Here is a 14,815-nt window from a genome sequence, read left to right as displayed (position 1 = left end):
CTTTAAATAAAAAAGAATATACTTGATTTGTATATTCTCAATTATTAAAAATATCTTCATATTTTCGAGTTCCAATTTCATAGGCGACATAAATCGGTTCTCCTTCTTTTCCTTCATTGATTTGGTTGACCTCATGAACAGCTTCGTATGATATTTGAAAGAAATTTTGTTTTACTGTTTTAATTTCAGTCGGTATATACGAAAGCAACGTTATCCCATCATATCCAGTAATTGTCGGATTTATTCCTTTTTCTTTTGCCGCATTCATTGCCCCTATTGCCATCAAATCTGAAGCACAGATAATAAGATCATATGCTTTTTTTGAAGCTAAAACTTTGGTATAAGCAAGTCGTTCACTAAAATCGGCATACTCAATATCAATTGTAAGATTATGGCGATCCATTAGACCTTTTATTCCGTTAATCCTCATGGTGGTAACATAACCATTTTCATCCCCTGCTAAATAGAGGATAGACTTTGCGGACGTATCCTTAATTGCCATTTCAGCAATTTCATATTGTGCTTTTGTATGATTTATCATTATTGAAGATGTCTTATCGTTAATAAAGGGGGCATCAACAACGACCACTGAAAAGCGTTCTTCTTTAATGATGTCGTGAAATACATTATAATCTCGACTCATCCCATATAAAACAAGCGATGAAATTTGATTTTTACTGAAGTATTGTAATGTTTCTTCTTTACTCAATCCTTCAAAAAAAGAGGAGAAAATCGGAATTACTTCTATTTTTAACTTATGTGCAGCAGAAATTGCCCCTAACAAATACTGCATATTCAATTCATCAATGGCTTGATAATTTTTATTGATAATCATAACAAGGCCAATTCTGTTACCGGTCTTTGAAGAAAGAGCAGATGCAACCCGATTGGGTGTATAATTTAATTTATGAACAGCTTTTAATACTTTTTTCTTCGAGGCTTCACTGACACCAGGATAATTATTAAGTACTTTTGAAACCGTTGATATCGCAACTCCCGCTTCTTTTGCAACATCTTTAATATTATTTGACATAGATTTGCCTACTTTCTACAGTAAAAGATAACTCTATTTTAATAGAGTTATCTTTTACTTGCAATGATTGATTGAGAAAACCAATTCATTTCTTTAATTGTATCATCAAAGTCTTCAATCTTCCATTCCCAATTCGGGCTCCCAATTGTACCTGGAGTATTAATTCTTCCTTTTTTATCAAGGCCTAAAATATCTGCCAAAGGAATGATTGCTACATCAGCAATGGAATTCATGCTTAATTGAATTAACGCTTGATTCAAAGGTCGGTCATCTAGTTTTTGTTCACTCAAAATATTGTCAACATGCCTTTTATTTTCTTTACTTATATCTTTATACCATTGAACGATTGTTTCATTATCATGGGTTCCTGTATAAATAATCAACGTTCTATGATCATCAAAATCATTATTATTTTCGTTGGCATCAAGTGCAAACTGGGTAATTTTCATACCATACATTTGATAATGTTTTCTCAGTTCGTGAACTTCTGGACGTAAATCACCTAAATCTTCCGCAATCATATTGATATTGGGGATCTGACGATAAATTTCGTCCAACACATCATAAGCTGGACCAAGTTCCCATACCCCATCAATTGCTGTTTCACAATCAGCATTAATCTTCCAATAGGTATCAAATGCTCTAAAATGATCAAGGCGAATAATGTCATAGAGATCTTGATTCCAAGATAGTCGGTCTATCCAAAATTTGTAATTTTCATCCTTCAAGGCCTGCCAGTCGTATATTGGGTTCCCCCAACGTTGACCTGTTTTTGCAAAATAATCTGGCGGAACCCCTGCAACAAAAATTGGTTCTTTATCTTTAAGCTCAAACAATGCTTGATTTGCCCAAACATCCGCTGAGTCCAAACCAACATAAAATGGAATATCGCCCATAATTTCAATACCTTTAGCATTTGCATAGTCTTTTAAATCGTGCCATTGTTTCATGAAAATAAATTGTTTATACCGTTCAAAATCCATTTCATAAGCCGCTTCAGAAATAGGTTCTCCTTGAGGAAAGTAATAATTTTCAACACTCTCATCCCATTCTGTCCAACTTCTTTGGCCATTATACATTTTAAGTACTTTAAATTTTACATAATCATCTAACCAAAAAGCATCCTTTGTAAACAATTGATAATTCTCATTATTCGCATCAAACAATAAAAATGCTCGGCGTAAGTAACGTTCTTTAATGTTCTTTGCTTCTAAATAATTTACCTTGTTGTTGACAAATTTTTCTGGTAAAACAACATCTTTTAATTCTGCTATATTTTCTAAATCAACATACATCTCATCACCTGCATAGGACGAAAATGGTTGATAGGGTGAATAGCCAAATCCAACAGGATTTAATGGCAAGATTTGCCAAATTTTAACCTTTTCATGATGTAATATATCGACAAAGTCATATGCATCCTTACCAAAGTCACCAATACCATAAGTGCCCGGCAAAGAAAACACAGGACAAAGTATACCTGACTTTCTCATCTTAAACCTCCTAGAAAACGTTTTCTATACTTTCTATTATAGCCTAGTTTTGTTATTATGCAAGAAAAAAAGATTGTGGAAAGCGGTTTCTAGTGCTATCCTAAATCTAGGTGATAGAAAATGGAAAAAAAATATAATTGCGATACCGTTCACAAACATGTACCCTTGGAATCATTAACGTCTAATGACCCTGATGTCAACAAATTACGACCAGGACAACTGTTAACTCGTTTGGATCAAGCTTCAATTGCTTACATTCCATTAGGGACTGTTGAGTGGCATGGTCGTCATAATCCCTTAGGCGTGGACACGATTAAAGCTGAAGCTCTGTGTCAATCATGTGCAAAAATAACGGGCGGGATTGTTATGCCACCAATTTATGGTGCTGCTGATGCTCACTGGGATGCTGGACATGGAATTGGCATTGGTATGGATGCTGTTGCCGGTTTTATGTTGCCAGGAAATTATTATCATGTAGAAACATCTGTGCTTGTTGGTTATATTGGAAGCATTGTTAAGAACTTATTAGATCGCGGCATTAAAATGGTCGTTTTAATATCAGGTCATAATCCACCTGTTCAAGATGATATGATGAAACAAATAGCATATCAATTCAAACACGACAATGGTCTTGAACCTGTTCTAGCATTCATGGAATTTGAGGCATTAGAAGACGGACATCCTCTAAAATATGGTGATCATGCGGGAGGTTATGAAACATCATATATGATGCACCTTTGTCCTGATCTGGTGGATTTATCAAAAAACGACAAGATGCTTATCGAAGATTTGGGAGTTGGTACAGAAATACCTGTCAAAGAATCAAACGCTGATTTAGGAAGACAACATTTTGAAATTCAAATTGAAACATTATCAAAAAGAATTATTAATTCTTACGAACAATTAACAAAAAAAGACCTGTAGGTCTTTTTTTACTTGATATTCCAAATTTCTTCATTATACTGGGCAATAGTACGGTCACTTGAAAAGAATCCTGCTTTCGCAATATTATGAATAACCTTGGTATTCCAAGCTTCTCGATCTTCATAATCTTCTAACATTCGATTCTTTGTGTTGATATAGTCTTCTAGATCTAATAAAGTCATAAACCAGTCTTTATTCAACAATTCTTGATAGAGACGATCTAAATTAGTTTGATTTCCAAGAGCCAACATTTCTTCAGTTACTAAAAAGTCACAAGCTCTTTTAATTCTCACATTATCTTCATAGTAAACTTTTGAGACATAATCTTCATGTTCATAATGAGCAATAACAGTTTCACTAGACTCACCAAAAATATAAATATTTTCAGAACCAACAAGTTCTGATATTTCAACGTTTGCTCCATCCAAAGTTCCTAACGTTAATGCACCATTAAGCATAAATTTCATATTACCAGTTCCACTTGCTTCTTTACTTGCTAAAGATATTTGTTCCGAAATATCACAGGCTGGGATCAAATACTCAGCTTTGGTTACATTATAATTTTCAACAAATACAATTTTTAAATGAGGTGAAACAATTGGATCATTATCAATGATTTTCGATAAAACTAACAAAGCATGAATAATATCTTTTGCTAGTGTATATGCAGGAGCAGCTTTTGATCCAAAAAACATTGTTAGAGGTCTCGATGGAATCTTACCTGAACGAATTTCTTCGACCATATCAATCGCATAAAGTAAATTCATCTGTTGACGTTTATACTCGTGGAGTCGTTTGATTTGAATATCAAAGACAGAATCAACGTTAATTTCGATTGATTGTTCACGCTTTAAAAACTCCGCAAGTCGTTTTTTATTCATATATTTAATATTTTCTATTTCTTTTTGTACAGTGTTATCTTCTGCAAACTGACTTAGTTTCTCTAATTCCATTGCGTTTTCCTTAAATTCTGATCCTATGAGAGATTCAATGTATTTAGTTAATTCTGGATTTGAAAATTGCAACCAGCGTCTAAACGTAATACCATTCGTCTTGTTATTAAATTTATCAGGATACAAGTCATAAAAATGTTTTAATTCAGTGTTCTTTAAGATATCCGTATGTAATGCAGCAACACCATTAGTACTATGACTGAAATGAATCGATAAGGCAGCCATGTGGACAAGACCTTGTTCATCGATAATTAATGTTTTAGAATCATTGCTTCTTGATTTTGCTTTTTCATTAAGTTCATGAAGGAGAGGAACAAGAGAATGATCAACACTTTCAAAATAATGAATAGGCCATTTTTCAAGCGCTTCTGCTAAAATTGTATGATTGGTGTAAGCAAATGTATTTTCAACAATTTTTAATGCTTTATCGTTCGTTATCCCATGCTTCAATAACGCTTGGTATAAAAGAACAATGGCCATTGCTGGATGGGTGTCATTAATCTGAATCACTGCATGTTTATCAAGATCTTCCAAGTGGTTTTTGTGATTTTCTAAAATCCACGCTAATCCACTTTTAACCATGAAAAATTGTTGCGCAAACCGTAATCGAAGTCCTTTTTCATTTGAATCATCAGGATAAAGGAAAAGGGTGAGGTTACTCTCTAATTTTTCTTGATCGAAACGAATGCCGTCACTCACAAGCTTTTCATCAACAGACTCTAGATCAAACAAATTCAACGGTATTTTATACTCATTATAGCCAAGTACATCAATTTTATACATTCGACTTACGACATCAACATCACCAATTTTAAATGTTGTTTTAAAATCTGTTGGCATTGCCCAAGATGGTCGATCCAACCAGGCATCTTTATGCTCGGTTTGTTGATTATTTTGAAAGACTTGTTTAAATAAACCGAAGTGATATAGCAAACCAAGTCCTTCACCTTTAATTCCAAGAGTCGCAATTGAATCTAAGAAACAAGCTGCTAAACGTCCAAGTCCACCATTCCCCAATGATGGTTCAGGTTCATAATCTTCTAATTCCGTTATTGAGCGGCCATGTTTAACAAGAATAGATTCTAGCTCGTCATAAATTCCTAAATTCATTAAATTATTACTGAGTAACTTTCCAATTAAAAATTCAGCTGACATGTAATAAACTGTGCGTTCTCCGGTCACTTCTTTTTTAATTTTTGACATTTCTTTTGTCATCGAAAGCACTTCATTATATAATTCATCCGTAGTACATGTATCTAAATCTAGTGTTAGATAATCTAATATTTTCTTTTCCATATTTCCTCCTTAGAAAACGTTTTCCATTTTCATTATAGCATGCTTAAGATGTTTGTAAAGCAAAACCATAATGACATTCATCGCTTTTCCCAATCATTCTAAATGATGCCATTATAATTTCTAGTTTGTCTTAATTATCCTTTCTTATTTATGATAAAATAAACAAGAGGTGAAACCATAGTGAATGTATATAAAATTAAGAATGATGTTTTGGAACTTGAACTCTTAGATTATGGTTGTACAATTTATAGTCTAAAACGACTTGTTAGTGGACAATGGATAGATTTAACAAGACAATTTGTCTCGCTTGATGATTATCAAAACAATGGTTATTATCTAAATGCCTTGGTTGGTCCCCATGCGGGTCGTGTTAAGGATGCAAGGTATCAATATAATGGAGATGTCATTAAATTAGATAAAAATCAAGGTTCAAATCATTTGCATGGTGGAAGCAGTGGCGTGTCATTTCAAACTTTCAAAATTACTAAAATGAAGGATGGATGGCTACAAGCAACACTTGTCCATGAAGATGTTAATTATTCGGTTGACTACAAACTATCGAATGATACACTTACCATTGACATTCAAGCCATTCCACATGAACCTACATTAATCAATATGACTCAACACACTTACTTTAATTTAGGTCAATCAAAAACAATTGCTGATCACCATTTGACCATTAACAGTCATTTTGTATCGACCTTAGATTCGAGTAATGTTCCCACAAATGAGAACTCATTTGCGACTGAGTCTGTGTTTGATTTTAATCAAACACGTCAAATCTGTGATCATTTATCCAAAGATCACCCGCAGTTTAAGATCACTCGCCATATTGACCATCCCTATAAGATTAATGATTACCCGATTACTTTAGTTAGTCCAATGAAGGATATCTCTTTAGAAATTTCATCCACTGAAAACTTCGCTGTAATCTACTTCGCAAATTTCTTTGAAAAGTCTTATGAATTTAAGCAATATGGTTTGGCAAAAAATCATGAAATGATTGCGATTGAGCCTCAAGGTTTACCCAATGGTATCAATCTTGGCTACAATCAAATTCATACATTAGATAACCCGTATCGACAAACAATTAAATATAAAATAAAAGCAGCTTGAGATAAGCTGCTTTTATTTTATATTTTTTGTACCCCATTATATATTTCTGCAACATATGTGTCTGCTTCATATTCGGTATTTTCTTTATATACCCTTTTAACAATTTCACTTACTTTTTCAAGTTGACTATTCTCTACAAGAGCAATTGCACATCCACCAAAACCTGCTCCTGTCATTCGTGCACCGTAAACACCTTCTAGATTTTGAACTGTTTCGACTAAAAGATCAAGTTCTAAACTGCTGACTTCGTAATCGTTTTTTAATGAAGCATGGCTTTGATTTAGTAAGTTCCCAAATTCAATAAGATCGTTGTTTTTAAGTGCTTGCACTGCCTCCATTGTTCTTACGTTTTCACTAACAACATGATGGGCTCTTCGATAAAGTAATTCATCTGAAATCATTTCTTTATTTTCATAAAGTTCATCAAGTGTAAAATCACTTAAATACTCTTTTTTTAGCGTTGAATTAATAAGTTCGAAGGCTTGTTCTGATTCAGTTCTTCTTTGGTTATATAACGAGTCTTCAAGGCCGCGTTTTCTATTTGAATTCATAATTAAAATACTACTATCTGTTAATTCAATGGGGACATATTCGTAACTGAGATCATTAGTATCTAACAACATCGCTTGGTTTACTTTCCCCATTGCAACGGCAAATTGATCCATGATTCCACAATTAACTCCAACATAGTCATTTTCTGATTGTTTGGTATAAATAGCTGTATCTACACGACTATAATCAAAGTTATACAATTCTTTTAATATCCATGCCATGAGCACTTCCAGCGATGCGCTGCTGGATAAACCTGATCCATAGGGAATGTTTCCGTAGACTAATAAATCAAATCCATGACTTAAACTATACCCTGCATCATCTAAAATTTTTATGATTCCTTTTGTATAATTTGTCCAACTATCTTTTTTATCATACTCACCAACTGGTAATGTAAATTGATATATTCCTTCACCCTCGAAGTTTGCAGAATAAAATTGAATAAGGTTATCCTCTCTTTTCTTGACAACACCGTAAGTTCCAATACTTATCGCGGCAGGTAATACTTTCCCACCATGGTAATCAATATGTTCACCGATTAAATTTATTCTTCCTGGTGCAAAATATGTCGCTTCAGCTTTTTTTTGAAACACTGTCTCAAATTTTTTCTCTAGTTCGTTTTTTATCATTTTTCATTTCCACCTATCTATTTTACTAAATTTTTACCTTTCTTTTACTATAATAAAAGGAAGCTTAGGTGTCAAGCATGAAGTGTCCCATAAATGAAGTAAACATATCACCCATTCCATAGGTTTGAACCAAAGCTGTTTAAAGATCACTCAAGCAATGAGTAATCGTTTGGTCAATATAAAAAAAACCAAATTTAGTTTGGTTTCAAAAAATATTTGTTAACATTTATTTATAGATAATAAAATACGTACTCATTTCACTCTAGTACTATTAAATCATCCTTTTCATATTTATTATGACCCGAAAGACCCTTCTTATATTTCCAACATTGTATTGCCTCTTGTAGAGTTTTACCTTTGTTATTCTCAAAAAAATCTCTTATATAAGTATTATATTCAAACTGTCGATCAATTTTTGTCTTTGTTACTTTCTTTTCTTCTTTAATTCTTTTATATGCTTCACATGCCTCTGCATAAGTCCTGCCTGAATTCTCTTTAAGCCATTTTTGAAAGACAACATTAAATGAGAACGTTTCTCCTAAATGTTTTTTGAAAAATGCTCGATGAAATTCAGAACATTTGATATTATCCTCGATTTTAGTTGTTAAATCTAAATTATCGGGAACAAAAGTTTTTGTTTTTAAATGAGATTGATGATTTCGTTTGATTCCTGAGTCTAAATAATTATATATCCTATCAGTTATTTCCAACTTACCCCCAGAAGTAGAAAGACCATTGTCTTTGCAAAAACTAACCAATTCTTTTTTTAAATAGTAATACTTTCTAAACTCTTCTGCATTTAATCCAATTTTCAAATCTGGTCTACCTTCCATAGTGATTATCCTACTTTCTAACATTTGTTATCACAACTTTCAACACTTATAACACCTGATAAACTTAATTTCTACTCAATCGTTTGGACTGTTTTCCGTGAAATAAGGCGTGGTTTTATAATTGTTTTACTTGGCATTGAATTTGGGTTTTCCACAAGAAGTAACAATTGACTTGCTGCAAGCTGACCCATAGTTTTTGTGTCCAAATGAATTGTGGTGATGGGTGGATTATAAAATTGACTTGCGACACTATCATTAAACCCCATCACTGAGAAGTCATTGATTTTACCGTGCGTTCCAAGTGCACTGAGGACGCCCATCGCAATGGTATCACTCGCGCATAAAAAAGCTGTTGGATTTGGGTCAACTTCATCGAGATAAAATCCGACTGCATCGACCCCTGTTTGTGAATTATAATCTCCAATATAGATATACTTATTCTCATAGTCAAATCTATCTTTTTTCATTTCATCAAGATATGTTAATTCGCGTTTATCTTGATAGGGTATCTGTTGCTCGCCTAGTAACTCTCTACCCCCTATGTACGCGATTCGTGTATGTCCCATATCATTCAGATGTTGAAGTGCAATTTGCGTCCCAAGTTTTAAATCGTGGACGATAGAGGAAACATTCCTTTCATCAGGATTGGAGTCTACAAAAATTAATGAACGAGTAAATTGTTGAAATGCTCTCACTTGTTCCATTGAAAATTTCCCAATACAAATCAAACCGTTCAAATTCTTTGTGTCATATAAAGACTCTAAATTTTCTTTATAGAATTTCATGGTTGGAATGCCTTGTTTAATATAATAACTCTCTACATTTTTTCTCAAATCTAAATAATAAGGATCTTCGTCTTCTTGATCACTTGAAATCCATTGTACAATACCGATTTGAATTTCACTTTTAATTGGTTTGTTTTTTATTTTATAGTCTAATGCTTGAGCCGCCTCAAATATTGTTTCGCGTGTACTTTCTTTAACATTGATTGTTTCATCATAGTTTAACACTCTTGACACAGTCGCAATACTAACATTGGCTTTTTTCGCTACATCTTTTAATGTTGCCATTTTATCACCTGACTCTATTTTAGTAAAATTAGGTAAATTTAACAAGGATTTCTCTAGCTTGTCTTTACAACCTTCTTTTTTGTTGCCTTCAAGACTATAAAAAGCTAATTGTTTAACACAACTAGCTTGTTTAAATTATTGATCATTGCCAAATTTAACTTGATTGTTAACCATGACAAAGAGCAGTTCATGATTACCGTTAGAATCATCAGCAAGGAAGACCATTTTATTTATAATTGGTCGTCCCTTTGAAACAGGTTGTTTGTAGATTGCAACAACTTTTTTGGGACCTTGGTTATTAATTCTGAAGTTTCCTAAATCGGCATTATAACCATATTTAGAAAATGTCGAAACAATAAATTCATCACGACTCATAACCTTTGGGGTTTCTGTTAGTTTTTCAGTTTCTTCTTTTTTTGGTTCTTCTTTTTCTTCTTCTTTTGGTTCTTCTACTTCGTTTTCTTTTTCATCCTCAGTTGTTGCGATTGTTTCACTTTCTTCAGGAACTTTCACTTCTTCTTCGGGTTTCTTGGTTGTTGAACAAGCTGTTATCAACAACAAGACAATTAAAACACTGACTAATTTTTTCATATTTCCTCCAATTCTTGATTATAATAACATATTTATGTGATTAAATTAAACTTGATTCACAAATCCTTCGTTTAATGTTATGAATCCTTGTGTTTAGAATTTTTCTGTGTTATCATAAACAAACCACTTGGTCTGTTTGGAGGTTTATATGGCAAAAACAATTAAAGGAAAACGCAGCAAAGAGATGATTATTGACTCTGCATGTCAAGTATTAGCAGATGAAAGTTATGATTCTTTATCACTCAACCAGTTTTGTGAAGATAATAAAATCTCTAAGGGACAATTTTATCATCATTTCCAGAGCAAGGACGCCTTGTATCTTGAAACTGTAAACTATGTTTATTCGTTGTTTTATCTTAATTTAAAAGAAAATGTTGTATTAGGCAATGGTTTTGAGTCAGATTTAAAGAACTATCTTGATACACGTAAAAATTTTTCGATCCATTACCCTGTTTATTCAAGTGTGTTCTTCAAATCCATCATTACTCCACCAGAACACCTTAGAGTGGAAATCAATCAATTACATCATAATATTAAAGAACTAAATGAAAACATTTTAAAGGAAATTGTTCGTCATGCGCCATTAAGAGAAGGTTTAAGTAAAAATCAAGTAATTAATTATTACTTACTTGTACTTGATACATTTAACCATAACTTTATGTTCACCAATAAAGAATCATTGACAGAATATTTAGACTTATTTGATATCTTAATTGATACTTTACTTTATGGCACAATAGAAAGAGGTATATAATGTTAATAATTCGCTTGTTTTTTTCAATTTGTTTAGCTTTTATCGCTGGAAAAATAGTCAGTCGTCTTGGCTTACCAGAAATTTTAGGTTGGCTCATTACCGGCATGGTCATTGGACCTTTTGGTTTAAATATACTGAGTGATAACCTTATCACTTCGAATTGGTATCATGTTTTACTTGCTGTCTTTGAAACAATTGTTGGATTGATTATAGGTTCGGAACTTGTCATTGATAAATTAAAGAAGACAGGATCTAAGGTCGTGATAACAACACTTTTCCAATCACTCTTCACGTTTGTATTTGTTACCTTTATATTTTACATTGCATTATTTATTTTAAAACAACCAACTTACATAGCACCTTTATTTGGAGCGATTGCTTTAGCGACCGCGCCTGCACCAGCGTTGTCCATCGTGAAAGAGTTTAAAACAAAGGGACCTTTAACTGATACCCTCATTCCAATGGCTGCATTGGATGATATTGTTGCGATTGTCATCTTCTTGACAACAAATTCACTCATTGCATCCGATGCAAGTCAAGGAATCGGTTCTATTGTATTAAATGTCATCGCAATGATTGCCGTTCCTTTAATCATTGGATTAGTCAGCGGACTTTGTGTTGGATATCTCATGAATAAAACATCGTATTCAAATGAAATATTGGTTTTGTTTGGGATTATACTCATTGCTGGCTTTTCTATCATTATCAACTCTTATGTATTTAAACAAGATTTAATTAATTTTATGCTACTAGGCATGGCTTTCTCGTCCGGGTTTTCCAATCTCATTCCACAACAAAAACAAGAAATTATCATGCATAATCTAAATCCAGTGATTGGTTTAGGGCTCTTACTAGTTATTATGAATTTAGGTGCACCGCTCAATTATGAATTAATCTTTGGTGCTGGATTATTTACGTTAATTTATATTCTCTCAAGAGCGTTGGGAAAATATATCGGTGCTTATGCTGGAGCGAAATATACCAAGCTTCCTCATACAGTACAAAAATATCTTGGTCTAACCCTTTTACCGCACTCTGGTGTTTCGCTAGTCTTTACAGGGATTGCTGCAAGTACACTTATGATAAAAGATCCGAACGCAGCATTGTTAATTCAAGGTACGATTGCTGCTGCAGCCGTTATTAACGAAATCATTGCCGTTGTGTTATCAAAAAAAGCCTTTGAATGGGCAAATGAATTTAACCAAGCTACTTAAGAAAATAGAAAAACGAACAAATTGTTCGTTTTTCTATTGGTTTGCGATAACTTCAATCTCAATCAAACCATTCAAGGGTAGTGCCACCACTTGAAATGCCGAACGTGCTGGAACACTTTCTGTAAAATAACTTGCATAGACTTCATTCACAACACCAAAGTCATCCATGTCCGTTAAATAAATCGTTGTTTTTAGAATGTCATCCAAACTACTACCTGCTTGTTCCAAAATTGCTTGAATATTTTTCATGACTTGATGCGTTTGTGCTTCAATCCCATCAACAAATTGCTTAGTTTTAGGATCTATTCCTAACTGACCTGATGTAAACAAAAATCCATTGCTTGCACACGCTTGTTCATATGGTCCTACTGCCTCTGGTGCATTAGGCGTGTAATAACTAGTTTTCATTTGAATCTCCTTCATAGTTTTCATAATGATTTTTAAAGAGTGTCATTGCTTCAATGAGTAAGTTTCGATCAGTTGCAACATTAATACGAATATACTGATTATAATTACCAATAAATCGACTTCCCGTTTCGAGCAAAACACCTGTTTTGAATGACAAATCTTGAATATATCGGTCAATATCTTTAACTTTATCAAGCTTAATCCATAAAAGATAACCAGCATCAGGTGCCATAAATCCTAAATCAGTGTCCCGACACATTTCTTCAACTATCAGTATATTTTCCTTAATAACGACAAGGACATCACTAAACCATTCTTGGCCATAATCATATACAATTCTCGATGCTTCAATACCCATACGATTCATTGAGATGTGGTACTTAAGCATTTCTTGCTCAATTAAATTTTTCCATGTTGAATTATTCGTTAATAAATACGACGTTGTTAATCCAGACAGATTAAAGGATTTATTAGGGGAAGTACTGACTAAAATGTCAGAATAAATGTCATTGAATTCTATCAATGAAACAAATTTTTCGTCAGTTAAAATAAGATCACCATGAATCTCATCTGAAAATATCTTAACCTTATGTTTTTTACAAACACCAACAAGGCTCTTCAATTCATCCTTTGTCCACATTCTACCTGAGGGATTATGTGGATTACAAAAAATCAGTGTATTTATGTTCTGAGTGATAATCGCTTGTTCAATTTCTTTTAAATCAAAACTATATCGCCCTTTAACTTCTTTTAATGCATAGTCATATAGTTTCCCAAACGATAACCCAATTGTTTTAAATACGCCATAAACTGGTGTCATAATTAAAAAATTGTCATTGACTGCAAGTGCACTTGCCGCCATATGTAAAGCTGCAATCGTGCCATTTGCTGGAATAATCCATTCTTCCTTTAATTCAATGTGATGGACTTTCTTTTGCCACCGACAAATACTATGATAATACGATTCACAGACATCAAAGTATCCAAAATCATCGTCCAAAACGACCTTCTCCAGCTGTTTTATTATTTTATCGGAATGTCTAAAATCCATATCCGCAATAAACAATGGATATATCTTTTGTTTTTCTTGAATATTAAATCGTTTTTCGATATAGTTCCTGTTCCACTTTTTAGAACCATTATTCTCCCTGTTGAGGGTCGATACTTTTTGTGTCATTCTCTAAAACTTCTTTCTCTTTTCTTTCAATAAAGCGATTCATTAAGACATCTAATGCTACATGAGCATTAATTCTTGTATCAATTGCCTGGTCAGAATCTTTACTGAATGAAGTTTGAATGATAAAATCCGATAAGCCCCCCAATGGAGACTTAGGTTCTTCTGTTATTAATACAATCTTTACTTTCCTAAAATTTGCTTCGATAATTGCTTCAACAATTTCAGGTGGCTTACCACTTCTTGATAAAACAAACACCAAATCCTCTTTTGAATTTAAACTTTTCGCTGACAGTCTCATGTAGCGTGAATCATCAAATTGTTCCACTGTTTTTCCAAACAATTGCAACTTAATTTGGAACATTTTGCCAAGAAAATTACTCATACCCATACCATAGATCACAATTCTTTTTGCCTGGATCATTGCAATTAATAGATCTTCTGAAATAGAATCATTGACTAATTCATAGGTATGTTTCAACATATCAACATATTGATTTGGTTCTTCTTGACTTGTTTTCGACATGACATCCCGGTTAAAATAGTCATCTTTAAAATAAACGAAACTCTCATATCCTAATTTTTGTGTAAAACGATGAACACTTGTTTTTGAGACATTAAATTGTTCAGAAATAAATTCGATTGTAAAATTTTTATATTCAAACTCATCAGAATAATCCAAGAGATTTCGAAGAAGTTGCTTTTCCATCTCAGTGAGTGTATAAGCATGGAGTGAAATTTGTTTACTCAGTACCATTTTTAACCTCCCTTA

General features: G+C 33.1%; 14 protein-coding genes. 4 read left to right on the top strand and 10 right to left on the bottom strand.

Going from position 1 to position 14,815, the window contains the following annotated elements:
- Positions 1–37: 37 nt before the first annotated feature.
- Both GVV10_RS01925 and malQ read right to left on the bottom strand, forming a co-directional pair.
- Positions 38–1,033 carry a LacI family DNA-binding transcriptional regulator gene (locus GVV10_RS01925; protein ID WP_159519002.1) on the bottom strand — a complete coding sequence of 332 codons (996 nt, stop codon included), beginning with the start codon at positions 1,031–1,033 and terminating at the stop codon, positions 38–40.
- A gap of 47 nt (positions 1,034–1,080) precedes the next feature.
- Complete coding sequence (malQ, locus tag GVV10_RS01920) at positions 1,081–2,526, bottom strand: 4-alpha-glucanotransferase (RefSeq protein WP_159519000.1); 1,446 nt, start codon at positions 2,524–2,526, stop codon at positions 1,081–1,083.
- Positions 2,527–2,646: 120 nt separating this feature from the next.
- Here malQ and GVV10_RS01915 point away from each other — a divergent pair, with 120 nt between their 5' ends.
- Positions 2,647–3,450, top strand: a complete 804-nt coding sequence (locus GVV10_RS01915; RefSeq protein ID WP_159518998.1) for a creatininase family protein — start codon at positions 2,647–2,649, stop codon at positions 3,448–3,450.
- Positions 3,451–3,458: 8 nt separating this feature from the next.
- On the opposite strand, the gene glgP is transcribed toward GVV10_RS01915, so the two are convergent.
- Positions 3,459–5,699, bottom strand: a complete 2,241-nt coding sequence (glgP, locus tag GVV10_RS01910) for a glycogen/starch/alpha-glucan family phosphorylase (protein ID WP_159518996.1) — start codon at positions 5,697–5,699, stop codon at positions 3,459–3,461.
- A gap of 180 nt (positions 5,700–5,879) precedes the next feature.
- Between glgP and GVV10_RS01905 the strand changes: the two genes are divergently transcribed.
- Entirely contained in the window at positions 5,880–6,818 is a 939-nt protein-coding gene (locus GVV10_RS01905) for an aldose epimerase family protein (protein ID WP_159518994.1), read from the top strand.
- 17 nt (positions 6,819–6,835) lie between these two features.
- Here GVV10_RS01905 and GVV10_RS01900 read toward each other — a convergent pair whose 3' ends face one another.
- The 4 genes from GVV10_RS01900 to GVV10_RS01885 all read right to left on the bottom strand — a co-directional run bounded on the left by GVV10_RS01900 (position 6,836) and on the right by GVV10_RS01885 (position 10,493).
- Positions 6,836–7,999 (bottom strand): galactokinase, encoded by a 1,164-nt coding sequence (locus GVV10_RS01900; RefSeq protein ID WP_201289965.1) that lies wholly within the window; start codon positions 7,997–7,999, stop codon positions 6,836–6,838.
- Positions 8,000–8,256: 257 nt separating this feature from the next.
- Positions 8,257–8,832, bottom strand: coding sequence for a DUF6434 domain-containing protein (locus GVV10_RS01895; protein ID WP_159518992.1), 576 nt, complete (start codon positions 8,830–8,832; stop codon positions 8,257–8,259).
- 71 nt (positions 8,833–8,903) lie between these two features.
- Entirely contained in the window at positions 8,904–9,902 is a 999-nt protein-coding gene (locus tag GVV10_RS01890) for a LacI family DNA-binding transcriptional regulator (protein ID WP_159518990.1), read from the bottom strand.
- A gap of 135 nt (positions 9,903–10,037) precedes the next feature.
- Complete coding sequence (locus tag GVV10_RS01885) at positions 10,038–10,493, bottom strand: hypothetical protein (RefSeq protein WP_159518988.1); 456 nt, start codon at positions 10,491–10,493, stop codon at positions 10,038–10,040.
- A 148-nt stretch (positions 10,494–10,641) separates the two neighbouring features.
- Here GVV10_RS01885 and GVV10_RS01880 point away from each other — a divergent pair, with 148 nt between their 5' ends.
- Positions 10,642–11,247, top strand: coding sequence for a TetR/AcrR family transcriptional regulator (locus GVV10_RS01880; RefSeq protein WP_159518986.1), 606 nt, complete (start codon positions 10,642–10,644; stop codon positions 11,245–11,247).
- Entirely contained in the window at positions 11,247–12,461 is a 1,215-nt protein-coding gene (locus GVV10_RS01875) for a cation:proton antiporter (RefSeq protein ID WP_159518984.1), read from the top strand. Before GVV10_RS01880 ends, GVV10_RS01875 begins: the two co-directional genes overlap by 1 nt.
- A 33-nt stretch (positions 12,462–12,494) precedes the next feature.
- Here GVV10_RS01875 and GVV10_RS01870 read toward each other — a convergent pair whose 3' ends face one another.
- Genes GVV10_RS01870 through GVV10_RS01860 form a run of 3 tightly spaced genes read right to left on the bottom strand, consistent with a single transcriptional unit; the run spans position 12,495 to position 14,800 of the window.
- Positions 12,495–12,869, bottom strand: coding sequence for a RidA family protein (locus tag GVV10_RS01870; protein WP_159518982.1), 375 nt, complete (start codon positions 12,867–12,869; stop codon positions 12,495–12,497).
- Positions 12,859–14,046: a MalY/PatB family protein gene (locus tag GVV10_RS01865; protein ID WP_159518980.1), complete on the bottom strand. Its 1,188-nt coding sequence runs from the start codon at positions 14,044–14,046 to the stop codon at positions 12,859–12,861. Before GVV10_RS01865 ends, GVV10_RS01870 begins: the two co-directional genes overlap by 11 nt.
- Positions 14,009–14,800, bottom strand: coding sequence for a MurR/RpiR family transcriptional regulator (locus tag GVV10_RS01860; RefSeq protein ID WP_159518978.1), 792 nt, complete (start codon positions 14,798–14,800; stop codon positions 14,009–14,011). Before GVV10_RS01860 ends, GVV10_RS01865 begins: the two co-directional genes overlap by 38 nt.
- Positions 14,801–14,815: the final 15 nt, after the last annotated feature.

The organism is Erysipelothrix urinaevulpis (assembly GCF_009828835.1).
GTDB lineage: Bacteria > Bacillota_I > Bacilli_A > Erysipelotrichales > Erysipelotrichaceae > Erysipelothrix > Erysipelothrix urinaevulpis.
This window is presented reverse-complemented; position numbering and strand designations above follow the sequence as displayed.